This window comes from Kitasatospora phosalacinea, from assembly GCF_030268885.1.
GTDB classification, from domain to species: domain Bacteria; phylum Actinomycetota; class Actinomycetes; order Streptomycetales; family Streptomycetaceae; genus Kitasatospora; species Kitasatospora phosalacinea_C.
On record NZ_BSSA01000007.1, the window covers coordinates 20,720 to 43,770 of the forward strand.

A 23,051-nucleotide genomic window follows, 5' to 3' on the forward strand; every position below is an offset into this window, starting at 1 on the left:
GGGTGAGCCTCACGCGTCCTCCTCGGGTGCGGGGCGCCGGGCGAGGTCGCTCATCCGCACCAGCAGCGCCACGATGATCCAGTTGGTGACCACGGACGAGCCGCCCTGGGCGATGAACGGCAGCGTCATGCCGGTCAGCGGGATCAGGTCGAGGACGCCGCCCGCGACCACGAACACCTGGATCGCGACCAGGGCGGCCAGGCCGATGGCGAGCAACCGCCCGAACGGGTCGCGCAGCGCGATGCCGGTCCGGAAGCCCCGGGCCACCAGCAGGGCGTACAGCAGGAGCACCGCGAACAGGCCGGTCAGGCCGAGCTCCTCGCCGACGGTGGCCAGGATGAAGTCGGACTTGGTGGCGAAGCCGATCAGCGCGGAGTGGCCCAGGCCCAGGCCGGTGCCGAGCTGGCCGCCCCAGGCGAACGCGAACAGCGACTGGGCGATCTGGTTGGCGCCCTGCCCGGCCTCGATCGAGGCCAGCGGGTGCAGCCACTCGGTGACCCGGCTGTGCACGTGCGGGGAGAGCCAGCCCACGCCGACCGCGGCCAGCGCGGACAGCAGCAGGCCGATCACGATCCAGCCGGTGCGGGCGGTGGCGACGTACAGCATCACCACGAACAGGCCGAAGAACAGCAGCGAGGTGCCCAGGTCGGTCTCCAGCACCAGCACGCCGACGAACGCCGCCCAGATCAGCAGCACCGGCCCGAGCACCCGGCCCAGCGGGAGCTGGAACCACAGCACCCGGCGGCCGGTCAGCGCCAGCGCGTCCCGGTGCGCGGCCAGGTAGGCGGCGAAGAAGATCGCCAGCAGGACCTTGGCGAACTCGCCGGGCTGGAAGGAGAGCGGGCCCAGGGTGATCCAGATCCGCGAGCCGTACACCGGCGGGAAGAACACCGGCAGCACCAGCAGGACGAGCGCGACGAACGCCCCGACGTACGCGTAGCGCTGCAGGCGGCGGTGGTCGCGCAGCAGGAGCAGCACCGCGATGAACAGGCCCACCCCGAGGGTGGACCAGAGCAGTTGGGTGGGGGCGGCGGCGCTGCCGGGGTTGCGGTCCAACCGGTAGATGACGACCAGGCCGATGCCGTTGAGCAGCACCGCGATCGGCAGCAGCAGCGGGTCGGCCCACGTGGCGCGCCAGCGCACCGCGGCGTGCGCCAGTAGGGCGAGCACGCCGAGCGCGGCGCCGTACTGGGCGGCGTCCGGCGGGGCCTGGCCGTCGATGTTGACGCCGACCTCGACGTAGCCGAACACCGCGATGCCCACCGCGGCCAGCACCAGCACCAGTTCGGTCCAGCGCCCGGTCCGGGCCCGCCGGGCGCGGGGCGCCCGGGCCGCCCGGGTCGCGGAGTCAGTCGCCACCACCAGCCGTCCTCGCCAGCTCGAAGGGGCACGGACGGCGGGGCGCCGGGCGACGCGCGCCCGGCACCCCGCCGGAAGGTCGGTGCTGCGGCGTCAGAGCGTGGAGGCCGGGTACGCCGCCTTGGCGATCTCCCGCAGGTGCTCCTCCTCGTCGTGGCTCAGCGAGGTCTGGATCAGCTCGCCGCCGAACTGGGCGACCGCCGGGATGACCTTGTCCTGCGTCGCCGAGCGGACCAGGGCGAACACCGCGGCCTTGCCGGGCTCCAGCTTCTCGCCGACCTGGCGCATGAAGTTGTCGTCCACGCCGGTGTCGGTGGACGCGCCGACCGCCGCGCCGGTCGCGCCGCCGACCGCCGCGCCCAGGAACGGCATGAAGAACAGCAGGCCGATCACGCCGCCCCACAGGGCGCCCGAGGCCGCGCCCATGCCGGTGTTGGACACGGCCTGGTGCAGCTTGATCTTGCCGTCCTCGCGGCGCTCGACCACCACGACGTCCTCCAGGTCGACCAGCTTCTGCTTCTGCAGGCCGACCAGCTCGTCACGGACCTTCTGCGCGGTGGCGACATCCGGGTAGGCGATCGCGAACAGGTTGCTCACGGCGGGCTTCCTTCCAGCAGGCACGGGGCACGTCTCCTAGCACCCTAGCCAGAATTGGCCGGGTTCAACCCGATCCGAACCGGTGTGTCCGTTTCGCACCGGCCCGGCGCACCGGCCCGGCCGGGCGCTCAGTCACCGCGCCGGACGGCGGCCGCCACCGCCGCCCAGCAGCACCCCGCCGCCAGGGCCGCCGCGGCCGGGAGCGTCCACCACGGCACGTCCGGCGCGTGCTGCCGCGCGCCCAGCACCAGCGCCCGCACCGCCTCGTTCGCCGGGGAGCCCGGCACCAGCAGCACCGCCACCACCGCGCCCAGCCCCAGCGGCACCGCGTACGGCCCCGCCACCACGGGGCGGTTGCACACCGCGCCGACCGCCGCGCCCGACAGTACGCACACCACCGTCGCCGCCGCGCCCCCGGCGACGCCCGCGGCCGTGGCGCCGCTGCCCAGCAGCAGCACCGCGGCCAGCCCGAGCGCGCCCAGCACCAGGCCCGCCAGGGCCGCCGCGAGCAGCGCCGACAGGTGCACCCGGGCCCAGCCCGCCGCCGCCACCAGGCAGGCCCGCGACTGGGCCGGTTCGGCGCCCACCGCGCCGCGCACCAGCCAGCCCGTCACCGGCACCAGCAGCCCGGCCGAGAAGGCGGCCGCCGAGGAGACGTCGTCCCCGCCCGACAGGCCCAGGCCCAGCACCACCAGGTACGTCAGGCCCGGGGGCAGCCAGCGCTGCGAGCGCACCAGCAGTTCCAGGTGGTAGCGGGTCAGCACGCGCAGCGTCACGGCCGCGCTCCTTCCGGGTGCTCCGGTCCGGCCACGCTCCGGACGTGCACCGGGGGCGTCGAGTTGAGGAGCCTGCGCAGCAGGGCGTCGGAGTGGGCGGCGGCCACGTCGAGGCGGACGGTGCCGTCGACGAGCGGCTTGCGCTCCGGGTGGCCGGGGAGGTGCTCGGGCAGGCGCTCGGCGCGGACCACGACCACCGCGCGCGGGCCGTCCTCGTCGGCCCGGACGGGCGGGACCTCGTGCAGGGCGCCGTTCCTGACCAGGTGTCCGGCCGTGGTGAGCCCGGCCAGCCGGTTCGGGTCGTGGTCGACGAACACCACCAGCCCGCCGCCGTCGGCCCGTTCGGTGACGGCCGCGTCGAGTTCGCCGCGGGCGGCCAGGTCGAGGCCGGTCCACGCCTCGTCCAGCAGCAGCAGGTCCGCCTCGGCGAGCAGGGCCTGGGCGACGGCGACCTTCTGGCAGGTGCCCTTGGAGAGCCGGCCGATCGGGGTGCCCGCGTAGCCGGTGATGCCGAAGCGCTCCAGCCAGTGGTCGGCGCGCCGCCGCCCCTCCGCGGCGCCCAGGCCGCGGAGGCGGCCGAGGTGGCACAGGTAGTCGCGGGCGTCGAACGGCAGCGCGGGCGGGAAGCGTTCGGGCACGTAGGCCCGGCTGCCGGTGACCTCCACCGTGCCGCGCTCGGCGCGCTCGATGCCCGCCAGGAGCTTCAACAGGGTGGACTTCCCACTGCCGTTGGCGCCCTCGACCCGGACGATCCCGCCCGGCGGCAGCGTCAGGTCGACGCCCCGCAGGACCCACGGACCCCCGCGCCCGTAGCGTTTGCCGACCCCGGCCAGACGCACCGTCATGCGCTCTCCTCGCCCGCTCCGTCCGTGCGTTCAGGGTAGGTGCCGCCCACCACCCGCGTTGGGCGATTCGAACTGACGGTCCCTAGGATGCGGCGGTGATCACCACTACCACACCACGACGGACGGCCCGCGCGGCCGCCCTGCTCGGGGCCCTGACGATAGTCGTGGGCACCGCGCTGGGCACCCTCCCCGCGCACGCCGACGAACCCGGGGCGCCGCCCGCCGCGACCGAGGCGCCCAAGGTCGACCTGATCCTGGACGGCTCGGGGTCGATGCGCACCATGGACATCCAGGGCAAGAGCCGGATGGAGGTCGCCCAACAGTCGATCAAGGAGGTCATCGACGCGCTGCCGGAGGAGACCGAGTTCGGCATCCGCACCCTCGGCGCGACGTACCCGGGCAACGACCAGAAGGAGGGCTGCAAGGACACCCAGCAGCTCTATCCCGTCGGGAAGACCGACAAGGTGCAGGCCAAGACGGCCGTCGCCACCGTCCGCCCGACCGGCTGGACCCCGATCGGGATCGCGCTGCGCGCCGCCGCCCAGGACCTGGGCACCGGCCCGACCACCCGCCGGATCGTGCTGATCACCGACGGCGAGGACACCTGCGCCCCGCCGGACCCGTGCGACGTGGCCCGCGAACTGGCCAGCCAGGGCATCCACCTGGTCGTCGACACCCTGGGCCTGGCCCACGACGACAAGACCCGGCAGCAGCTGATCTGCATCGCCAACGCGACCGGCGGCACCTTCACCGACGTCCGCAGCCAGGACCAACTGACCAAGCGCGTCAAGCAGTTGGTCGAGCGCGCCCAGGACACCCACACCGTCGCCCCGGCGAAGGTCACCGGCACCGACACGTGCGCGAACGCCCCGGTCCTCTCCCCCGGCGTCTACACCGACCGGGAGAAGTTCTCCGAGCACCGGGTCTACCGGGTGCCGGTGAAGGCGGGCGAGGAACTGCGCGCCTCGGTCAGCGTCACCCCGGACCGGGCCGTCGCCCGGGACTACGGGGTGCTGCTGCAGGCGACCGACACCGGCGGCCAGGAACTGGTGCGCGGCAGCGACGCCGGCTCCGGCCGCACCGACGTGGCCTCCACCGGCGTGCGCTGGTCCGCGGCCGAGGACGGCGACGGGGACGGCACCGGCTCGGCGTCGGCCTCCCCGTCGAAGGGCGCGGGCTCGAAGTCGGCCGCCCGGACGGTCTGCCTGGTGGTCAGCAACTCCTTCGCCGCGCAGGCGGGCGTGCAGGCCGACCCCGGCCTGCCGCTGGAGCTGACCGTGGACGTCGCCGCCGCCTCCCCCGCCCCCGACGGCCCCGCGATGGGCCTGGGCCGCGGCTGGATCCTGCTCGGCGTCCTGACCCTGGCCGGCCTGATCGCCGGTCTGCTCTTCGGCTGGCTGGCACGCTGGCGGATCGCCGTCTGGCGGGAGAACTGACCATGCGCAAGCTCCGCACCGCCGCGGCCGCGGCCGCCGCGTTCACCGGCCTGCTCCTGCTGGCCCCGACGTCGGCCTCGGCCGCGTCCCCGTCCGCCTCGCCGTCGGCGTCCGGCACCGCCAAGCCGGTGGTCAACTCGGTGGGCACCAGCTTCCTCACCGCCACCACGCTGGCCTCCGGCCAGGACGCGGACGTGCCGGTCTCCACCGGCGACTACCTGTACTGGGCGTTCCCGGCCGCCGAGGGCCAGACCGCGACCGTCCAGGTCAAGGTCACCCTGCCGGACGCCGCGGACCGGCACGGCGCGCAGACCTGGACGGTCGAGCTGTTCGACGGCCTGCGCCGTCGGCAGTCCTGCACCGCGGGCCCGCAGAACGGCACCGCCGAGCAGAGCGCGGCCACCCTGGAGCTGAGCTGCACGCTGCGGCAGATCCGCTCCTGGGCCGAGCCCTGGTCCGGTGACCCGCTGCCCGGCACGTACTACGTCCGGCTGTCCACCACGGACATCCCGCAGACCGACCTCGGCCTGGCCTCCACCGTCCACGTGCACGTCGCCACCAAGGGCGGCGCGGACGACGCCCAGCCCGAGGGCGGCTCGCTGAAGGCCCCGCTGGTGCCGCCGGTCAACGCCGGGGCGACGGCCGCCCCCTCGGCGGCCGCCCCGTCGCCGAGCGCGAGCGCGACGTACGCGGCCGCGCCCGCCGAGGAAGAGACCCACTGGTACTCGGACCTCTTCTCCGGCTGGAACACCCGCTGGTGGTGGACCGTCGCGGGCGGCGTCCTCGCCGCCCTCGCCGGTGTCCTCGGCTACACGCTCACCCGCCACCCCCGCGGGCACCGCCACCACCCGCACCGCCCGGCCCCCGTCCCGCACCAGGCGCCCCCGGGGCAGCCGCGGCAGGACAGCTGGCAGTAGGACGGCAGGACAGCGCACCGCGGGGCCGCGAGGGGACGTCGACCGACCGTCCCCTCGCGGCCCCGCGGCCGTTCACCCCCGCTGCCCGCTAGCTGTATTGGCCATGAGCGTTGTTGACGGTCCCGGGATTTGATCAAAAGCGAAGACCTCCGGTGTGGTGGAGGTGTCTAGGCTCCACACCACACTCGGAGGTCTTCGTGTCCCACCGTAACGCCCGCCTGACCGTGCACGGCAGGCGGCTCCTGGTCGAGCGGGTCAGGGCCGGGCGCCCTGTCGCGCACATAGCCGCCGAGATGGGGATCTCCCGCACCACCGCCCACAAGTGGGTCCGCCGATGGCAGGAGGAGGGAGAGGCGGGCCTGCACGACCGCCCCAGCAGGCCCCGCACCACCCCGCACCGCACCCCGGACGCGATCGAGGCCGAGGTCTGCCGGCTGCGACGCGAGCGCAGACTCGGCCCCGCCCGGATCGCGCCGATCCTCGGCATGCCTGCCTCCACGGTCCACCGGGTCCTGACCCGGCACGGCGTGAACCGGCTGCGCTGGATGGACCGGCCCACCGGACAGGTGATCCGCCGCTACGAACGCGACCGCCCCGGCGAGCTGGTCCACGTCGACATCAAGAAGCTCGGCAACATCCCCGACGGCGGCGGCCACCGCGTCGTGGACCGCCAGGCCGGCGAGAGCAACCGGCACGCCACTACCGACCTGCGGACCCCGAGCGGGACACCGAAGATCGGCTACAGCTTCGTCCACAGCGCCGTCGACGACCACACCCGCCTCGCCTACAGCGAGATCCTGCCCGACGAACGCAAGGAGACCGCGGTCGCGTTCTGGCGAAGGGCCGAACAGTTCTTCTCCGGCCTGGGCATCACCGTCGAACGCGTCCTGACCGACAACGGCTCCTGCTACAAGTCACACCTGTGGCGCGACACCCTGCGGACGTCGGGCATCGCGCACAAGCGCACCCGCCCCTACCGCCCGCAGACCAACGGCAAGGTCGAGCGCTTCAACCGCACCCTGCTCGACGAGTGGGCCTACCAGCGGCCCTACACGAGCAACCAGGAACGAAGCGAAGCGCTCCCCGACTTCCTCCACCGCTACAACTACCATCGCTGCCACACCGCACTCGCAGGCCAGCCCCCGATCACCCGCGTCAACAACGCTCGTGGTCAATACAGCTAGCGGCCGATCGTCTCCAGGATCCGCATCGCCGCCGTTCCCAGCTCCGGCCGGACGGCCGTGCTCGGGGCGAAGTGCCGCCGCAGCGCGTCGTCCGTGTAGCGGCGGCACTCCCGGTGCCAGTGCAGGACGGCGGCCATCCAGTCCTGCAGCTCGCGGACGTACCCGTCGAGGGCCTGTTCGGCCTCGCCCTCGATGGCGAGGTCCTGCTTGAGCAGCGGGAGTTCACCGTCGAGCAGGTGGGCGAACTGGCTGAGCCGGGAGGCCATCAGGTCGGCCACGATGTCGACGGCGACCGGGTGCTCGCAGGAGAAGAAGTTCTCCACCACCCGGACCAGGTTGTGGAACTCGCCCTCGTACTCGGTCTCCTTGCGGTACGAGTGCAGGTCGTTGACCAGGCAGGCGTAGTCCGCCGCGGAGTCCTCGATCGCCCGCAGGGTGCCGCTGGCGTACACCTCCTCGGGGACCGCCTCGCCGCGGCCGAGCCGGGACAGGCTCATCGTCAGGTCGGAGCCGAAGGTGGCGCGGCGCATCTCGATGTAGTCGACCGGGTCGGGGATCCGGTTCTGGGCACCGTTGGCGAGCTCCCAGAGCCAGCTGTCGAGCATGTCGCCGACGGCCTTGCGGAACGCGGCCCGGGCGCCCTGCCCGAACGGCGCGACGGTGCGCCGCCAGACGTCGGCGAGGCCGGACTCCAGGGCGTTGCGCGGGGCGAAGGGGAGGCTGCCGTCGAGCGTCATCAGGGCGTGCAGGCGCTCGTTGGCGGCCTTCGCGCCGAGCAGGTCGCGGGGGCGGCCGAAGACCGCGGGGTAGTAGTCGTCGGCGTAGGTGCCCCAGGTCAACCAGGCCGAGGAGAGGTCGAGTTCGGCGGGGGTGGCGTCGGGGTCGATGCCCGCGGCGCAGAGCGCGAAGTCGTAGTCGCGGAGCTTGGCCTCGTTCCAGACGTCGGAGCCGGGGACGCCGGGCTCGGGGTCGAGCAGGCCGAACTCCCGGGCCCAGGCGACCACCGACTCGCGGGCGCCGTCCAGGTGCGGGTTGAGCGTGAGGGGGTAGGGCATCGGGAAGGCGGGCAGCGGGGCGGGGACGGCCCTGCGGTACGGGGTGTGGGTGAAGCTGCGCAGTCCGCGGACGCCCGCGGCGAGGCGGATGTCGGCGGCGGAGGTGCCCAGTCCGGTCGGGCCGAGCGCGGGGGCGGCCGCGCCGCCGCCGTTCATGTAGCGGCTGGAGCGCATGTGCCACTCGTGGCCGCCGGACTGCCAGTCCTGCATGCCCTTGACGTAGGCGAGGACCCGGGCGACCTCCTCCGGGCCCAGCGCGTGCTCGACGACCAGCGGGGCGAGTTCGGTGAGCGCGGTGTTCTCGAACTGCTGGAGCCGGGAGGTGAGCAGGTCGTTGACGGCGTCGGCGGCCTGCTGGGTGGAGCAGCCGAGGAAGGTCTCCAGCACCAGGACGCCGTTGGAGAGCTCGCCCTCCTCGCCGATCTCGCGCTCGTACGAGAACAGGTCGTTGCGCAGGTGCACGCCGTCCGAGAAGGCGTCGCGCAGGACGCGCAGCGGCCGGGAGTGCGCCACCGACCCGGGCACCTCGGCGTTCGCCGCGTACTCGATCAGCCCGGCGGACCAGGGGGCGCCGCCGACCTTGCGGCGCATCTCGATGTACTCGACCGGGTTGGCGACCCGGCCCTCGTTGATGTTGGACAGCTCCCAGAGCGACTCGTTCAGCAGGTTCCTGGTCGACTCGGCGAACCGGGCCCGCCAGTCGGCCGACATGTGCGGGACGGTGCGCTGCCACAGGTCCGCCAGGCCGGCCTCGACCGGGTTGGTGGCCTCCGGGTAGCCGTCCGCGAGGTCCATCGGCATGAAGGCGGGCAGCCGGTCCAGGTACGCCTTGCCGCCCTCGCGGTCGAGGGTGCGCTTGAAGGTCTCCAGGAAGTGGTCGTCGAAGAAGAAGACCCAGGTGTACCAGTCGGTGACGAGGTCCAGCGCCTCGCTGCCGCAGTCGGGGTGGGTGTAGGAGCAGAGCAGCGCGTAGTCGTGCGAGTCGAGGTCGTGCTCCTCCCAGACGCCGGAGCCCTCCAGCATGCCGAAGGAGCGCGCCCAGTCCTTGGTGTGGACCCGCGCCTCCTCGTAGTGCGGGTTGATCCGGGCCGGGTACGGCACGTAGAAGTCCGGCAGTTCGAACGGCTGAGCCACGAGTTCCCGCCCCTGTAGGTGTTCGTCCGGTGTGGTCGTCCGGTGTGGTCGCCGACGGAGATCGGCACGAGGCCTAACGAGCCCGTGGGCCCGCGGTCACCGGTACCCGGCTGAGCCACCCGGATTCCGCAATCCACTCGTACGGGTGACGTTGTCGCGCGTTGCCGTGACGGCGGACGGTGTCGGACCCCTGCGGCAGACTGGCCCCTCCTGCCCCACCGCACCCGAGGGAGCCGCCCGATGGGCCCGTTCACCGAGGAGACCTGGCGCCTGCTGCGCGGCGCCGAGCTGGTCGGCGAGATCCGGATCGACGAGGCGGACTTCCCGTGGCTGTCGGGCGCGTTCGTCCCGGGCCCGGCCTGGCCGGAGTTCGCGCCGGGGTTCGCCGAGTGCCGCCGACTGGCCGAGGCGGAGGAGTGGGCGGCCTGGGAGCGGGCGTACGACCCGCTGGAGGCGGCCTGCGCCCTGCACTCCCCCGACGGCCCGGTGGCCGAGTTCCTGCTGCACGTGGAGCCGCCGCGGGCCTGGTTCCGGTTCAGCGAGGAGCCGTTCGAGGAGTAGCCGGGGCCGGGGGTGCAGGTAGCTGCACCCCGGTCGGGCAGCTGGGTGCAGTGGATCGGGGCGCCGCGCACGGAATCGTCGGGGTGGGAGGAGATTCCGAACGAGGGGTGGAGTGCGGTGCGCGGGAAGTGGATCGGGCCGACCGGGCTGTTCCTGGCGGTGGCGTTCGTCGCAGCGGGGGCGCTGGGGGCGGTGCAGCCCGCGACGGGGCTGCCCGAGGAGGTGCTGCAACTGACGCAGTTCGGGCCCGGATTGGGAGTGGCGGCGGTGGCCGCGTGGCGGCCGGGGCAGGTGCGGCGGCTGCTGGCCGGGCGCGGCGGGCGCGGGCCGTCCGGACGGGTGCTGCTGTCCGCGGTGGCGGTCACGGCGGTCGCGGTGGCCGGGGCGGCGCTGTGCGGCGTGCCGGTCGCGGTGCGCGACCCTGGGTCGCTGGCCGCGCCCTTCGGGGTGGTCGCGGCGGCCCAACTGCTGGGCGCCTGCGGGGAGGAGGTCGGCTGGCGGTGCCTGCTGCAGCCGCTGCTGCGGGAGCGGTTCGGGCCGTGGGCCTCGTCGGTGGCGGTCGGGCTGGCCTGGGGGTGCTGGCACGTCGGGGTGTTCGCCCGGTCCCCGCTGTACGCGGCGGGCTTCCTGACCGCGACGGTGGCGATGTCGGTGCTGCTGGGCTTCGCCTGGGAGCGGGTGGGGCGGTGGCGGTTGGCGGTGGCGGGCGGTTTCCACGCGCTGGTGAACCTGGGCCTGCTGCTGTTCCTGGACCAGGAGTCGGGGGCGACCGGGCCGGTGCTGCTGTTCGGCGCGGCCTGCGTCCTGGTGGCGCTGCCCTGGGTGCTGACGGCCCGTCGGACGGGACGGCCGGGGCGGGCGGACCGGGCGGGGCGCGCGGATAGCATCGTGCTGATATGACGATGCGACCGCAGTCCGTGCGGCTCCGGGCCGCCCTGCTCGCCCTCGGCCGCTGCCACCTGGCCTCCTGGCGCGCCCTGGGGACGTCCCTGCGCGGCCTGGCCGCGGGCGGTGCGCTGACCCTGCTGCCGGTCGGCCTCGGCCTGCCGCTGCTGCCGCCCGCCGCCCGGCTGCTGCGCCGCGGCGCCGACCGCGAACGCGCGCTGCTCGCCCGCTGGACGGGCAGCGCGCCCGCCGCCCCCGAACCGCTGCCCGCGGGCGTGGTGGCGCTGCTCGGCGCGCCCGGCTTCCGCCGCGAACTGGCCTGGTCCTGGCTGGCCCCGTTCACCGGCTGCCTGCTGGTGGCCGTCCCGCCCACCCTGGTCGGCTACGGCCTGTCCGGGGCGTTCGTGCAGCCGTTCCTGTGGCGGCTGCTGGGCCCGGGCAACTGGTACGCCTTCGTCCCGGTCGACTCAACCGTCAACGCGCTCGCCGCGGCCCTGCTCGGCCTGGGCTTCGCCGCCGCCGGGCTGTGGCTCTCCCCGCCCGTGCTGGCCCGGTACGCGGCCTGGACGGCCAGGCTGCTGGACGGCCCCGCGCAGGCCCGGCTGGAGCGCCGGATCGACCAGCTGACCGACAGCCGGGCCGTCGTCCTGGACGCCCAGGCCGCCGAACTGCGCCGGATCGAACGGGACCTGCACGACGGCGCCCAGGCCCGCCTGGTCGCGCTCGGGCTGAACCTGGACCGGGCCGAGCAGCTGCTCGACGAGGACCCGGCCACCGCCCGCCGCCTGCTCGGCGAAGTCCGGGCCACCTCCGAACGGGCCCTGCAGGAGCTGCGCGACCTGGTGCACGGCGTCCTGCCGCCGGTGCTCGCCGACCGCGGCCTGCCCGACGCCGTCCGCTCGCTCGCCCTGGACTCCTTCCTCGACGTCGAGGTCACCGCCGACCTGCCCGGACGGCTGCCCGCCCCCGTCGAGGCCGCCGCCTACTTCGCCGTCGCCGAGCTGCTCGCCAACGCGGGCAAGCACTCCGGCGGCGGCCGGGTGGACGTCGAACTCCGTTGCACCGACGGCCTGTTGCGGGCGGTAGTGCGCGACGACGGCCGCGGCGGCGCCGACCCCGGCCGGGGCAGCGGGCTCACCGGCGTCCGCCGCCGGCTCGCCGCCCTGGACGGCACCCTCGCCCTGGACAGCCCCCCGGGCGGACCGACCACCGCGATCCTGGAGCTCCCGTGCGCGTCGTCCTCGCCGAAGACCTCTTCCTCCTCCGCGACGGCCTCGCCCGCACCCTGACCGAGCACGGCTTCGAGGTCGCCGCCGCCGTCGACAACGGCCCCGAACTGCTGCGCGCCCTGCGGGAGTCCGCCCCCGACGTCGCCGTGGTCGACATCCGGCTGCCGCCCACCCACACCGACGAGGGCCTCCAGGCCGCCCTGACCGCCCGCCGGGAACGCCCCGCCCTGCCGGTCCTGGTCCTCTCCCAGTACGTCGAACAGCTCTACGCCCAGGAGCTGCTGGCCGACGGCCGCGGCGCCGTCGGCTACCTGCTCAAGGACCGCGTCACCCGCACCACCCAGTTCGTCGACGCGGTCCGCACCGTCGCCGCGGGCGGCACCGTCATGGACCCGCAGGTCATCGCCCGCCTGATGGCCCGCTCCACCGCCCGCGGCACCACCGCCGACCTCACCCCGCGCGAACTCGACGTCCTGCGGCTGATGGCCGAGGGCCGCTCCAACGCCGCGATCACGGCCGCCCTCCACATCGGCGAGAGCGCGGTCGCCAAGCACACGGCCGCGATCTTCGCCAAGCTCCGGATCGACCACACCCCCGACACCAACCGCCGGGTCCTCGCCGTCCTCGCCTACCTCAAGCGCTGACTCACCGCCACCCGCCGCCCCCGGCCGACGGCTGCTGGTGGGGGCCGCCGGACTGCTGGGGGTGCGGCGGCACCGGCTGGGACCGGAAGAGGTGGATCTCCGACTTCTGCGCGTCGTTCCGGTCGATCTGCCAGCCGCGGCGGGCCGCCAGCACGGCGAGCCCCTCGGCGCCGATGCCGCGGTAGTAGCGCCTGCGGATGGTGGTCCGGGGCACGAGGGCGTCCCCCTCGACCCGGTACCGCGTCCTGCCGGTGTTGTAGTGCTCCGCGCTGCTCACCACGCCGCGCGTCGCGGCGGCGGTGCCCCGCGCCAGGGCCCGGTCGGCCCACGCCTCCCACTCCGCCCGGGTGCCGCTGCGTTCGAGGCGGTACCGGCTGGGCGTGAGGACGAACTTCCGGTACTCCTGCTCCTCGGCCACGCAGTCGGCGGCGGGATCGTCGAACAGGTACCAGACCACCCGGAAGGGCAGCCAGAACCACTGCAGGCAGAACTGCAGCCACAGCCCGACGGCCCCGCGCCGGGGCAGCGCTCCGGCGCCGGGACCGGGCGGGGCCGGCGGGTGCCGGGTGCTCACCCGAACATCTCCGTGATCCGGCTGGCCGACTCCTGGCTGAGCACCGGCGCGGTGCGCTGCTCGCCCGGGCGGACGAGTGCGACGCTCTCCACGACGGTGGCCAGGGCCGCCATGTAGTCCGGGAACTCCTTCAGGATGGGCGTGCTGATCGTCATGGTGAGCAGGTTGTCGACCTGCGGGACGGGGATGTACGCGGTGGCCTCGGCGAGTTCGAGCTTGGCCTGGTTCCCCTCGCCGTCGTCGAACTCGTTGATGGTGCCGTAGGCGGAGACGACCACCGGCCCGACCGGGGCGTCCACGGTGAAGACCTCGTTGGCCGGGTCGTTGGAGAGCAGTTCCTCGATCGCGGCGGCCACGGCCTCGGCGTCCTGGGTGTCGGCCGGTGCGCTCTGGATGACCAGGCTGCCGGTGCTGATCCGGCCGTCGTCGAGGACGCCGAGCAGGAAGCCGGAGTAGACGGCGCCCGCCTCGGCGGCATTCTGCGCGATGTCCCGGTACCAGGAGGCCACGGTCTCGCGCTGGAAGTCGGTGCCGCCGCTCCAGATCTCCTGGGCCACCTCGGCGAGGTGCGCCTCCCGCTCCTCCTCCGGCAGTTCGAGGCCGAGCGAGTGGAAGAGGACGGGGACGTCCCAGTAGACGACCGGCCCGTCGACCGCCTCCGCCCCCGCGGGGTCGGCCGCCGACGCCCGGTCGGCCGCGGTGGGGTCGGTCGGCGTGTGTTCCGTCGTCATGATCCGGTCACCTGGTGGTAGAGGTTGGGTGCGTGCATGCCCAGGCCGAAGGCCTTGACCGCGGCTTGGGGCACGGTCGACCACATGGACTGGACCGACAGCTTCCCGGCCAGTTCACCGGCCTCGTGGATGAGGGCGAAGTTCCGCAGCGGCGTCTTGGTGACCGCCATGCCGATCGCCTTGTGCATGATGCCGCCCTCCGCGGCGACCTTGACGACGTTCTCCCCGACCTTCGCCGCGACCTTCCCGGTGTTGGCGGCGAAGCCCGCCCCCTTGACGATGACCGGGGCCACCGCCTCGGTCACCACCCGGCCGCCCTTGACCACCGCCTCGGCGCCCGTGATCGCGGTCTTGGCCGCCTTGCCCGCCTTGAAGGCGCCGGTCCCGAACGGGACGGCGCCGATGGCGTCCCCCGCGAGGGTCATCAGGCTGATGTCCGCGCCGCCGAGCTTGGCCATGCCGTGGGCGCCGAGCGCGACCGCGGAGGCGCCGGCCGAGGCCACGCCGAGGGCCGCCGACAGCGGCGGGCACCACACGGTGGCCAGGGAGGCGATGCCGAGCACGCCGGAGATGCCGCTGGCGATGTCGCCGATCTTCTTGAGGGTGTCGGCGTGGTCCGTCGCCCACTTCTTGATGGACTTGCCGATGTCCTTGAACTTGTTGCCGATCTTCTCCCAGGCGCTGATGTCGGGCGCGTTCTGGTTGGCCCGGCGCAGCGCCTTCGCGGTGCGGCCCGCGTCGTCCTGGTGGTGGAAGTAGAGCTCCCTGGCCTGCTTGACGATGGCTTCCAGCTCGTCCTTGATGGCCTGCAGGTCGCGGTTGGCCGCCTCCAGCGCGTCGCCCGCGGCCTGGTACTCGGCGCTGGCGGAGTCGATCTGGTTCTGCGCCTGGGAGAAGGTGGCCTGGTCGTCGAAGTGCATGCCGATCAGCTTGAAGGCGGGGCTGTCGGCTGCCTTGTCGTAGCGGTCGGACGCCTGCTCGCGGGACTTCTTCGCGGCCTCCAGGCGGTCCTTGGCGTACTGGGCCTCTTCCTCGTAGCGCTTGGCGGTGTCCTGGTAGGAGGAGAGCTGGCTGCGCCAGTTGTTGAGCGCGGAGGAGGCCTGGCGCATCGCGTCGACGCTGTCCTCCAGGTAGCCGGGCAGCTCGCCGATCTTGCCGGAGAACGCCTGGGCCGCGTCGCCCTCCCAGAGGCTGCCGCCGCGGCCGACCTCGACCAGGGTGCGGTGGGCGTTGTCCATGGCGTTGGCGGCCTTGTTGAGCTTGCCGACCAGGCCGTCGACGTTGCCGGGGTTGCCGGGGGCCGGGTTGAAGCCCAGGGCCGGGAAGTCCGGGTCGAGCCCGGCGACGTAGGAGAAGAAGTCACCGCTCATGCCGAGGCCCCGCTGAACATGTCGCGGAGGGCCTGCTCGGTCTCCGAGTAGTTCTTGCAGGTCTGGTCGAGCTTCTCCTCCAGCGCTTCGACGCCCTGCGAGATGCGGGTGATGGCGTCCTGCCAGCTGTCGTTGAAGTCGTCGCAGGCGTGGTCGAGGTCCTTGCTGCCGGTCGTCTTCGGGCCGGTCTCCTTCATGGCGTGGAGCGCCTCGCGCATGTCCTGCTGACTGTCCTTCATGCGCTGCATCAGCTTGGAGAGATCGTCGACTTCGACGCGGAAGTAGGCCCCCATGGCGTTTTCGTCCCCCTAGGTCATCACTTTGGTCATTACTGGTCGGCACTTTGCAGACCATCAGACTAGGAGCGCCCCGTGACGGGCGAGCACACGGGTGCACACCGCCACACTTCCTTCACTTCCGGCACGCGGGTGCACCACCTTCCGCCGTTCAACTCCCCTCCCCGTCAGGCACGATGACGTCTCGGGACAGACCGGTCGGTCCGGCGGAACCGGATCGGCGGAACAGCCGCAGTACCACCCCTTTACCGAATCGAATCCGGAACCGCCCGCCCGTTCGCCCCCTGGAGAATCCCGTGCGCACCGAACCCCCCGTCGACCGGCCCCGCACCGAACCGGCCGACGCCGCGGCGGACCGCGGCGCACGCGACCCGTTCTTCGACCGCGTGAAGCTGCTGGCGACGGTGCTGGTGGTGTGCGGGCACTTCTGGGAACCGTTGGTGCGGGCGCCGGGCCACCGGGTGCTGCACGCCGGGTACCTGCTGGTGTACGCGTTCCACATGCCGGTGTTCGTGTTCGTCTCCGGCTGGTTCTCCCGCTCCTTCGCCGCCCGCCCGGACCAGCTCGGCCGACTGCTGAGCGGCGTCCTGGCGCCGTACCTGCTGTGGACGACCCTGCTGGGGGCGTACGCGGCGTGGCTGGGCGGCGGGCGGTTCACGCTCGACCTGCTCACCCCGGTCTGGGTGACCTGGTTCCTGCTGTCGCTGTTCCTGTGGCGGCTGAGCGCCCCGCTCTGGCACCGGCTGCGCGCACCGCTGACCACCGCCGTCGCGGTCTCGCTGCTGGCGGGGGCGCTGCCGCTGACGCCGCAGCTGTCGATCGGGCGGACGCTGCAGTTGCTGCCGTTCTTCGTCGCCGGGCTGGTCCTGGACCGCCGCCGGGTGCTCGCGCTGCGCGGCCACCGGTGGCTGCGGGCGGCCGCGGTGCCGGTGCTCGGGGCGGCCGCCCCGGCCGCGTACTGGCTGGTGCCGCGGCTGGACGCGGCCTGGTTCTACCGCAGCGCGAGCGCGGCCGGGCTGCACGCGGGCTACCCGCGCTGGCTGCTGGTGTCGCTGGGGGTCAACCTGGCCGGGGCGGTGCTGGGCGCGGTGTTCCTGGCGCTGGTGCCGGTGCGGACGCGGTCGCCGCGGTGGGCGGCGCTCGGCGCGGCCGGTACCGCGGCGTTCCTGGTGCACCCGTTCCTGCAACTGGCCCTGGTGCACGGCGGCTGGTACGGGCGGGGCTTCCTGCCGTCCGCGGCCGGGCAGTTGGCGCTGACCACCGCCGCGGCGGGGCTGACCCTGCTGCTGTGCTCCCGGCCGGTGGCCCGGCTGCTGCGGCCGCTGCTCGCACCCCGGCTGCGCCTGCTGCTGCGGGAGCAGCGGCCGTCACCGGCCGGTCCGCCGGCCGGCCGACTATGATCCGGGAACTGCCGTCCGGACGGGACGGCGCACCGGGGGGTAGGCATGTCCGCTGTACGGGCCTGGCACCGCAGGCCGCTGACCTGGGTACTGGTCGTGCTGCTCGCCCTCGGCGGCGGCCTGGTCGGCGCCCGCGAGGCGTGGGGCAGCTGCTGGCCGATGCACCCGCACGACGCCCGCGCGTACCGGCAGTACGACTGCGCCAACCTCGGCGGGCCGCGCAACCTGGCCACCCTGCTGCGCTACTACGGCGTGACGCTGCCCGCGGGCGCGACCGGGGTGCGGTACTACAGCGACGACAACTCGGTGTCCGGCCCGGACGTCCTCTTCCTGCGCTTCACCGTCCCGTCCGCCACCGCCACCGCCTACTTCGCCGCCCTGCACGCCACCGAGAGCACCACCGACCCGGCCACCGCCCTGCAGGACACCGCCGGGTTGCGCCGCCGCGACCACGTCGACTGGACCTTCCCCCCGGACAGCCCCCACCGCGTCCTCACCTTCGGCCCCGCCCCCGCGGGCACCGCCGTCACGACCCCGGACGGCGACGCCACCACCGTCCACCTGACCGTCCTGCACGCCTGAGCCCCTCCCCGGGGTGCAGCAGCGCCTCGGCGATCTCCCGGACGCGCGCCCGGGTGATCCCGGTGCGCTGCTCGACGGTCGGCGGGTGGCCGGTGGGCTCCAGCTCGATGTACGGGCGCTGTCCGACCGACCGGGTGTGTCGCCGTGCGGCAGACCCCGGCCCGGTGCCCGGACGGCCCCTCGGCAAGGCCCGGGCGCGGCAGGACCGCACGGGAGGGCCCGGCGCGGGAGGGCCCCGGCGCGGGAGGGTCAGCCGTCGGGCCAGCGGTCGGGGCGCAGCGTCGGGTACCCGACGAAGTCGAACATCCGCTGCCCGGGGGCCAGTTCGTCGGGCGTGCCGGTGAAGCGGTGCGCGCCGACGGCGTAGCCGACGTCGGGCGGGGAGAGCCAGCGCTGCTCGAACTCCGCCTCGGCGAACCAGTCGAGGATCCGCGGCACCAGGTCGGGCGCCTCGCGGTGCCTGGTCCAGATCACCGTGCCGCCGGTGCGGCACAGCGCCCGGCAGGCCCGGACGGTGCGGGCCACGTCGGCGTCCGTGAGGTTGCCGAAGACCCCGCAGGCCAGCACCACGTCCGCCGGGGCGAGGCCCGCGTAGTGGGCGGGCAGCGCGGCGTCCCCCGTCACCGTCTCGACCTGGGCACCGAGTCCCGCCGCCTCGGCGCGCCGTCGGGCCGCCGCGGTGTTGCGCGCGTCCGCCTCGACCAGCCGGACCCGGACGTCGGCCCGGCGCGGGTGCTCGGCCAGCACGCCCAGGACGTCCCGCCCCTCGCCCGCGCACAGGCTGACGATGCCCAGGCCGCCCGGCGGGGCGCCGTCCAGCACCTCCCGCAGCCGGGCCTGCACGGTGAGCAGCCGCCGGGCCTGCCAGGAGCCCGGGTCGTCGTAGGCCCCGTGCCACGCGCTCCAGTCCATGCCCGGACGGTACGCCCGCGCACCACGGCCCGGCCAGCCGTTTTCCCTTGCCCGTACGTGATGGTGACGGTCCGTCAGGTCAGTGGCGGCCGCCGACGGTGAACAGCAGGATCACGAACCCCGCGAAGAGGTGGGTGCCGGCGATGTAGATCAGGGCGCGGACGATCATCGCCCGGCGCTTGCTCTTCTCGTCGCGGACGGCGTCGCTCATGACTGCTCCGATGCTGGTGCTGGTGCTGGTGCTGGTGATGGTGTCGGTGCTGGTGTCGGCAAAGGGGTGGGCGGCCGGTCACCGCACCCCGCCGCGGTCGGCGGTCGGTGCGGGGCTCCGCAGGCCCTCGGCGTCCAGGTGCCGCCGGGCGCAGGCGACCGCTTCCGGGGTGCTGCCGAAGACCCGGCCCTGTTCCCGCAGCCGGTCCAGCACGCCGAGCGCGTCCAGCGGCCGGTGGTGCTCCGCGCGCAGGCCGGAGAGCAGCACCAGGGTGCCGCGCCGCTCCAGTTCGGCGATGGTGTCGCCCAGCACCACCGCGCCGCTGGCGTCGATCGCGCTGACCCGCGACATCCGCAGGATCGCCACCCGCACCCGGCCCGCCCCGGTCAGGGCGGGCCGGAAGCGGTGCGCGGCGGCGAACAGCAGCGGCCCGTCGATCCGGTACGCGACGACGTGCTCGGCGAGCAGCGCCCGTTCCCCGTCCCGCTCCCCGTCCCGCCCCGTGCCCGCACCCGCCGCCGCTCCGCCCGGGGGCTCCCCGTGCAGCGGCACCTGCTCGACCCGGGCCGCCCGCGCCACCTCGGCCAGTGCCAGCACCCCGGACAGCAGCAGGCCCACCGCCACGGCCGTCACCAGGTCGAACGCCAGGGTCGCGGCGGCCGTCAGCACCAGCACCGCCGCCGCGCCGCGCCCGCTGCGCGCCAGGGCCCGCAGCGGGCCGACCTCGACCATCCGGACGGCGGTGGCGATCAGCACGCCCGCCAGCGCCGCCAGCGGGATCCCGGCCACCAGCGGCGCGGCGGCGTACACGATCGCCGCGAGGACGGCCGCGTGCACCAGCGCCGCCAGCCGGGAGGCCGCGCCGGAGCGGACGTTGACGGCGGTCCGGGCGATCGCGCCGGTCGCGGCGATCCCGCCGAACAGCGGCGCGACCAGGTTGGCCACCCCCTGGCCGAACAACTCCCGGTCGCTGTCGTGCCGTTCGCCCGCGGCGGCCGCGGCGCCCTTGGCGCCCATCGCGTCAGCGGCGGTCGCCGACATCAGCGACTCCAGTGCGGCGAGCGCCGCCACCGCGAGCGCCGGGGGCAGCAGCGCGGGCACGTCGGCCGCCTCGAAGAAGTCGAGCGAGGGCGCGGGGAGCCCGGCGGGCAGGTGGCCGATGGTGGCCACCGGCAGGTCGGCCGCCCGGGCCAGCAGGGTGGCCGCGACCACCGCGAGCAGCGAGAACGGGACGGCGGGCCGCAGCCGCGCGCCGATCAGCATCACGGCGGCCACGCCCAGCGCCAACCCGAGCGCGGCGGGGTGCGGGGCGGCGAGGAAGGCGCCGACCGCCCGCACCGCGACCACCGCCGGGTTGTCGCCCGCGGGCCCGGGCACGCCGAGCGCACCCGGCACCTGCTGCAGCGCGATCACTCCGGCGATGCCGACCGTGAACCCCTCCACCACCGGCACCGGCACGTACGCCATCCAGCGCCCGGCCCGGGCCAGCGCGAGCACGACCAGCACCACCCCGGCCAGCAGGCCGACCGTCAGCACCCCGTCCACGCCGTACCGGTGGACGATCGGCACCAGCACCACCGTCATCGCCCCGGTCGGCCCGGACACCTGCAGGTTCGACCCGCCGAACACCGCCGCCAGCGCACCCGCCACCACCGCGGTGGCCAGGCCCGCCGCGGCGCCCGCGCCGGAGGAGATCCCGAAGCCGAGCGCGAGCGGCAGCGCGACGACCGCGACGGTCAGCCCGGCGAGCAGGTCGGTGCGCGGGGAGCGGCCCATGCCCGCGAGGATCCGCCGGTCCGGCAGCACGCCGGCCAGCCCGGCCCGTACGCCCGCCAGCCCGGCCCGTGCGGTGCTCACGCCCGTTCCGGCGCGGCGTGCGGTGCGGCGTGCGGCGTGGATTCCGGTGCGGCGTGCGGTGCGGCGTGCGCCGTGGATTCCGGTGCGGCGTGCGGCGGGAGGGCGATCCCGTGCTGTTCGGCGATCCGCAGCAGTTCGGCGATCCGTCCGGCGTAGGCCCGCTCGCCGTCCTCGTCCCCGGCGGTGCGCGCCGCGTGCTCGGACTGCCTGGCCAGGGCGAGTTGGTCGCGCAGTTCCTGGTCGAAGACCCCGGTCACCGTGGCCCTCCTTCGGCCGTCCCCGGCCCGGCCCGGCCCGGTCGGGCACACCGGCGTCCGGTCCCACAGCAGGCATCATGTATGGACTTTACGAATTTCGCAAGTCGATGTTTTCGCATGTCGCCCGCCCGAGGGTCCACCCGCGGAGGACGGAGGGAGGGGCGGAGGAGGCCGAGCCGCCCGGCTCAGGACCGGGACGGTCCGCCGGACGCGCGCAGGCCGTCCAGGAGCTCGACCTGCCCGATGATCACCCCGCCCAGGATCTCGCGGGCCACCGCGAGCAGCTCCGCGACCCGCGGGCTGGTGAGGCTGTAGTGGACGGTGCTGCCCTCCCGGCGGGCGACCACCAGGTTGGCCCGGCGCAGGACGGCGAGCTGCTGGGAGAGGTGGGCCGCCTCCACCCCGGTCTCGGGCAGCAGTTCGGCCACCGCGTGCTCGCGCTCGCTGAGCAGCTCCAGCACCCGGATGCGGACCGGGTGGCCGAGCGTCTTGAAGAACTCCGCCTTCACCTGGTACAGCGGCGTGCTGACCACGGGGGACACGCGGGGGGCGTCGGCACCCACAGGTTCACCCCATCTCCGTCGGATCCTGGACGCTGCCGTCAGGCACGACCTTAGCAACCGCGCCGCAGCCCCGAGAGCGCACGCGGTCCGCCCGCCCGCGCCGGGCATGTCGACCTTCGCAGTTGCTAACATCGGCAACCGAGGGACGGCACCCTGACCCCGCCCACCATCCGCCCCGCGCCGCACGGCAGTTCGGCGCCCTCGGCTAGGGTGGGCGAAATGAGCGAGAACCTCCCTCCTTGTCCGAAGTGTTCCAGCGAGTACACCTACGCGATGGACGCCCTGGTGGTCTGCCCCGAGTGCGGCCACGAGTGGTCCCCCGCCGAAACCGCGGGTGCCGCGGACCCCGTCGGGCGGGTGGTCCGGGACGCGGTCGGCAACGTGCTGAGCGACGGCGACACGGTGACGGTCGTCAAGGCGCTCAAGGTGAAGGGCAGCCCCTCCGGCATCAAGGCGGGCACCAAGGTGCGCAACATCCGCCTGGTCGACGGCGTCGACGGCCACGACATCGACTGCCGCGTCGAGGGCTTCGGCGCCATGCAGTTGAAGTCGAGCGTGGTCAAGAAGGTCTGAGCGGACCCCGGCCCGTTCCCCCTTCCGCTCCGGGACGCCCGAACTCCTCGGCTCGCCGGGCCTCCCCGTCGTCCCGTGGGAGCAGGCTCCCGACCTCGGTCCCGAGCTGGCGACATCCGCCGGCTTCGGCGGCCGACACCCTTGCCCCAACGGGAAGTTGACTGTCCACTCGCGCGGGTTCGGCTACAACAAGAAGCCGACCGCACCGGACACCGGGGGTCGGGGCGTCCCCGTGTTCGGGGTGTCGCCGGAGTGGCCGCCGGACGACGGCGGGGCGCCGATCGCGGACGCGCTGGTGCCTCGCCGTAGCGCCACTGGCGCAGTCGCAGCAGCCCGGGGGTCTCGACGGCGGTGGCCCGCGCAGGTGGCCGTCCCCAGTGGATCGCCACCGCGCTGGCGCCGATGCCGTCCGGGCCGTGCAGCCGCACCTGCCGGGGGCGGCCGTCGACCCTACGCCCGGCCTCCCGGTCGAGCGCGGCGAGCAGGTCCCTGCGGTCGGTGAAGTACCGGGCGGAGGCGGGCAGCAGCCGCGGCACCGCGCGCACCGGGCCCGGGGCGCCGTCGGCCAGGCCACTCGTCCAGGCGGCCGGCGCCCGGGCCCGTTCCGGGTCGTGGCGCACCCCCTCGACCAGCAGCCGGGCCAGCCCCTCCCGCTCCTCCCCCCGACCGGCGCGGCGATCTGTCGGCCGGTCACCCGCTGGGCGAGGTTCCCGACCGACTCCCAGGCCCACTTCCCGGCCTCCCCCGCCGTCGCCGAGCCGACCGCGCCCAGCACCCCCGTGACCGCCGCGGCCGACAGCGGATCGCCCCCCCCGCATCCCCAGAACCGTGCCCGATCGGCCACCGCCGCCCGCATGCGCCACCTGACGAGCCCAACAGTGGCCTGCCCACCACGCTCCGTCAGCACGCTCCCGGCCCTTGGCCCGTCGCCCCCCGCGCCCGGCTGACGGCCCGGAATGCAAGAAATCCCGCCCGGTTTCCCGGGCGGGATTTCTGTTGGTGGAGCTGAGGGGATTCGAACCCCTGACCCCCTCGATGCGAACGAGGTGCGCTACCGGACTGCGCCACAGCCCCAACAAGAAAGAACTCTATCACCTCTGCGG

At 74.4% G+C, this 23,051-nt stretch carries 24 protein-coding genes and 1 tRNA gene; 10 read left to right on the forward strand and 15 right to left on the reverse strand.

The window, feature by feature from the left end; all coding sequences use genetic code 11:
- Positions 1–9: 9 nt before the first annotated feature.
- From QSK52_RS12520 to QSK52_RS12535, 4 genes are all read right to left on the reverse strand, one after another.
- The gene (locus QSK52_RS12520; RefSeq protein ID WP_435053230.1) at positions 10–1,359 is read right to left on the reverse strand and encodes an FtsW/RodA/SpoVE family cell cycle protein; all 1,350 of its coding nucleotides are present in this window, start codon (positions 1,357–1,359) and stop codon (positions 10–12) included.
- Positions 1,360–1,452: 93 nt separating this feature from the next.
- Positions 1,453–1,956 (reverse strand): DUF1269 domain-containing protein, encoded by a 504-nt coding sequence (locus tag QSK52_RS12525; protein ID WP_285736060.1) that lies wholly within the window; start codon positions 1,954–1,956, stop codon positions 1,453–1,455.
- 128 nt (positions 1,957–2,084) lie between these two features.
- Positions 2,085–2,732, reverse strand: a complete 648-nt coding sequence (locus QSK52_RS12530) for an ABC transporter (RefSeq protein WP_285736061.1) — start codon at positions 2,730–2,732, stop codon at positions 2,085–2,087.
- Entirely contained in the window at positions 2,729–3,577 is an 849-nt protein-coding gene (locus tag QSK52_RS12535) for an ABC transporter ATP-binding protein (RefSeq protein WP_285736062.1), read from the reverse strand. Before QSK52_RS12535 ends, QSK52_RS12530 begins: the two co-directional genes overlap by 4 nt.
- 95 nt (positions 3,578–3,672) lie before the next feature.
- Here QSK52_RS12535 and QSK52_RS12540 point away from each other — a divergent pair, with 95 nt between their 5' ends.
- The 3 genes from QSK52_RS12540 to QSK52_RS12550 all read left to right on the forward strand — a co-directional run bounded on the left by QSK52_RS12540 (position 3,673) and on the right by QSK52_RS12550 (position 7,114).
- On the forward strand, positions 3,673–5,013 hold the full coding sequence (locus QSK52_RS12540; protein ID WP_285736063.1) for a VWA domain-containing protein: 1,341 nt from the start codon (positions 3,673–3,675) through the stop codon (positions 5,011–5,013).
- Positions 5,014–5,015: 2 nt separating this feature from the next.
- Positions 5,016–5,930, forward strand: coding sequence for a peptidase (locus QSK52_RS12545; protein ID WP_285736064.1), 915 nt, complete (start codon positions 5,016–5,018; stop codon positions 5,928–5,930).
- A gap of 197 nt (positions 5,931–6,127) precedes the next feature.
- Complete coding sequence (locus tag QSK52_RS12550; RefSeq protein ID WP_285736065.1) at positions 6,128–7,114, forward strand: IS481 family transposase; 987 nt, start codon at positions 6,128–6,130, stop codon at positions 7,112–7,114.
- On the opposite strand, the gene QSK52_RS12555 is transcribed toward QSK52_RS12550, so the two are convergent.
- Complete coding sequence (locus tag QSK52_RS12555; protein WP_285736066.1) at positions 7,111–9,303, reverse strand: terpene synthase family protein; 2,193 nt, start codon at positions 9,301–9,303, stop codon at positions 7,111–7,113. The genes QSK52_RS12550 and QSK52_RS12555 overlap by 4 nt on opposite strands.
- A gap of 240 nt (positions 9,304–9,543) precedes the next feature.
- Here QSK52_RS12555 and QSK52_RS12560 point away from each other — a divergent pair, with 240 nt between their 5' ends.
- The 4 genes from QSK52_RS12560 (at position 9,544) to QSK52_RS12575 (ending at position 12,622) form a co-directional block, all read left to right on the forward strand.
- Positions 9,544–9,864 carry a hypothetical protein gene (locus QSK52_RS12560; RefSeq protein ID WP_285736067.1) on the forward strand — a complete coding sequence of 107 codons (321 nt, stop codon included), beginning with the start codon at positions 9,544–9,546 and terminating at the stop codon, positions 9,862–9,864.
- Between the two features lie 117 nt (positions 9,865–9,981).
- Positions 9,982–10,764, forward strand: a complete 783-nt coding sequence (locus tag QSK52_RS12565; RefSeq protein ID WP_285736068.1) for a CPBP family intramembrane glutamic endopeptidase — start codon at positions 9,982–9,984, stop codon at positions 10,762–10,764.
- Entirely contained in the window at positions 10,761–12,038 is a 1,278-nt protein-coding gene (locus QSK52_RS12570; RefSeq protein WP_285736069.1) for a sensor histidine kinase, read from the forward strand. The genes QSK52_RS12565 and QSK52_RS12570 overlap by 4 nt, the downstream gene beginning before the upstream one ends.
- Entirely contained in the window at positions 11,978–12,622 is a 645-nt protein-coding gene (locus tag QSK52_RS12575) for a response regulator transcription factor (RefSeq protein ID WP_285736070.1), read from the forward strand. Before QSK52_RS12570 ends, QSK52_RS12575 begins: the two co-directional genes overlap by 61 nt.
- Before the next feature lies 1 nt (position 12,623).
- On the opposite strand, the gene QSK52_RS12580 is transcribed toward QSK52_RS12575, so the two are convergent.
- From QSK52_RS12580 to QSK52_RS12595, 4 genes are read right to left on the reverse strand one after another with little or no spacing between them, the layout of a single operon-like run.
- On the reverse strand, positions 12,624–13,196 hold the full coding sequence (locus QSK52_RS12580) for a hypothetical protein (protein ID WP_285736071.1): 573 nt from the start codon (positions 13,194–13,196) through the stop codon (positions 12,624–12,626).
- Positions 13,193–13,927 (reverse strand): hypothetical protein, encoded by a 735-nt coding sequence (locus QSK52_RS12585; protein WP_285736072.1) that lies wholly within the window; start codon positions 13,925–13,927, stop codon positions 13,193–13,195. Before QSK52_RS12585 ends, QSK52_RS12580 begins: the two co-directional genes overlap by 4 nt.
- Entirely contained in the window at positions 13,924–15,297 is a 1,374-nt protein-coding gene (locus tag QSK52_RS12590) for a putative T7SS-secreted protein (protein ID WP_285736073.1), read from the reverse strand. The genes QSK52_RS12585 and QSK52_RS12590 overlap by 4 nt, the downstream gene beginning before the upstream one ends.
- Positions 15,294–15,536: a hypothetical protein gene (locus tag QSK52_RS12595; RefSeq protein WP_435053231.1), complete on the reverse strand. Its 243-nt coding sequence runs from the start codon at positions 15,534–15,536 to the stop codon at positions 15,294–15,296. The genes QSK52_RS12590 and QSK52_RS12595 overlap by 4 nt, the downstream gene beginning before the upstream one ends.
- A 353-nt stretch (positions 15,537–15,889) precedes the next feature.
- Between QSK52_RS12595 and QSK52_RS12600 the strand changes: the two genes are divergently transcribed.
- Positions 15,890–16,993 carry an acyltransferase family protein gene (locus QSK52_RS12600; protein WP_285736075.1) on the forward strand — a complete coding sequence of 368 codons (1,104 nt, stop codon included), beginning with the start codon at positions 15,890–15,892 and terminating at the stop codon, positions 16,991–16,993.
- A gap of 45 nt (positions 16,994–17,038) precedes the next feature.
- Positions 17,039–17,575: a hypothetical protein gene (locus QSK52_RS12605; RefSeq protein ID WP_285736076.1), complete on the forward strand. Its 537-nt coding sequence runs from the start codon at positions 17,039–17,041 to the stop codon at positions 17,573–17,575.
- A 249-nt stretch (positions 17,576–17,824) separates the two neighbouring features.
- Here the strand turns inward: QSK52_RS12605 and QSK52_RS12610 are convergent, their stop codons facing one another.
- From QSK52_RS12610 to QSK52_RS12630, 5 genes are all read right to left on the reverse strand, one after another.
- Positions 17,825–18,487, reverse strand: coding sequence for a class I SAM-dependent methyltransferase (locus tag QSK52_RS12610; RefSeq protein ID WP_285736077.1), 663 nt, complete (start codon positions 18,485–18,487; stop codon positions 17,825–17,827).
- 79 nt (positions 18,488–18,566) lie between these two features.
- On the reverse strand, positions 18,567–18,698 hold the full coding sequence (locus QSK52_RS12615; protein WP_285736078.1) for a DUF6126 family protein: 132 nt from the start codon (positions 18,696–18,698) through the stop codon (positions 18,567–18,569).
- Between the two features lie 78 nt (positions 18,699–18,776).
- Positions 18,777–20,474 carry a SulP family inorganic anion transporter gene (locus tag QSK52_RS12620; protein ID WP_285736294.1) on the reverse strand — a complete coding sequence of 566 codons (1,698 nt, stop codon included), beginning with the start codon at positions 20,472–20,474 and terminating at the stop codon, positions 18,777–18,779.
- A gap of 77 nt (positions 20,475–20,551) precedes the next feature.
- Entirely contained in the window at positions 20,552–20,812 is a 261-nt protein-coding gene (locus QSK52_RS12625; protein ID WP_285736079.1) for a hypothetical protein, read from the reverse strand.
- A 185-nt stretch (positions 20,813–20,997) separates the two neighbouring features.
- Complete coding sequence (locus tag QSK52_RS12630) at positions 20,998–21,354, reverse strand: ArsR/SmtB family transcription factor (RefSeq protein ID WP_285736080.1); 357 nt, start codon at positions 21,352–21,354, stop codon at positions 20,998–21,000.
- 240 nt (positions 21,355–21,594) lie between these two features.
- Between QSK52_RS12630 and QSK52_RS12635 the strand changes: the two genes are divergently transcribed.
- A complete protein-coding gene (locus tag QSK52_RS12635) occupies positions 21,595–21,948 on the forward strand; it encodes a zinc ribbon domain-containing protein YjdM (protein ID WP_285736081.1) in 354 nt (117 codons plus the stop codon).
- 997 nt (positions 21,949–22,945) lie between these two features.
- Here QSK52_RS12635 and QSK52_RS12640 read toward each other — a convergent pair.
- Positions 22,946–23,022: transfer RNA gene (locus tag QSK52_RS12640), tRNA-Ala, on the reverse strand.
- Positions 23,023–23,051 lie beyond the last annotated feature (29 nt).

Excerpts from the sequence above, each read along its gene's own strand:
- QSK52_RS12545 (WP_285736064.1), top strand. The coding sequence starts at position 5,016 with ATGCGCAAGCTCCGCACCGCCGCGGCCGCGGCCGCCGCGTTCACCGGC.
- QSK52_RS12585 (WP_285736072.1), bottom strand. The coding sequence starts at position 13,927 with ATGACGACGGAACACACGCCGACCGACCCCACCGCGGCCGACCGGGCG.
- QSK52_RS12570 (WP_285736069.1), top strand. The coding sequence starts at position 10,761 with ATGACGATGCGACCGCAGTCCGTGCGGCTCCGGGCCGCCCTGCTCGCC.
- QSK52_RS12635 (WP_285736081.1), top strand. The coding sequence starts at position 21,595 with ATGAGCGAGAACCTCCCTCCTTGTCCGAAGTGTTCCAGCGAGTACACC.
- QSK52_RS12590 (WP_285736073.1), bottom strand. The coding sequence starts at position 15,297 with ATGAGCGGTGACTTCTTCTCCTACGTCGCCGGGCTCGACCCGGACTTC.
- QSK52_RS12610 (WP_285736077.1), bottom strand. The coding sequence starts at position 18,487 with ATGGACTGGAGCGCGTGGCACGGGGCCTACGACGACCCGGGCTCCTGG.
- QSK52_RS12615 (WP_285736078.1), bottom strand. The coding sequence starts at position 18,698 with ATGAGCGACGCCGTCCGCGACGAGAAGAGCAAGCGCCGGGCGATGATC.
- QSK52_RS12620 (WP_285736294.1), bottom strand. The coding sequence starts at position 20,474 with ATGGGCCGCTCCCCGCGCACCGACCTGCTCGCCGGGCTGACCGTCGCG.
- QSK52_RS12595 (WP_435053231.1), bottom strand. The coding sequence starts at position 15,536 with ATGAAGGACAGTCAGCAGGACATGCGCGAGGCGCTCCACGCCATGAAG.
- QSK52_RS12535 (WP_285736062.1), bottom strand. The coding sequence starts at position 3,577 with ATGACGGTGCGTCTGGCCGGGGTCGGCAAACGCTACGGGCGCGGGGGT.
- QSK52_RS12560 (WP_285736067.1), top strand. The coding sequence starts at position 9,544 with ATGGGCCCGTTCACCGAGGAGACCTGGCGCCTGCTGCGCGGCGCCGAG.
- QSK52_RS12605 (WP_285736076.1), top strand. The coding sequence starts at position 17,039 with ATGTCCGCTGTACGGGCCTGGCACCGCAGGCCGCTGACCTGGGTACTG.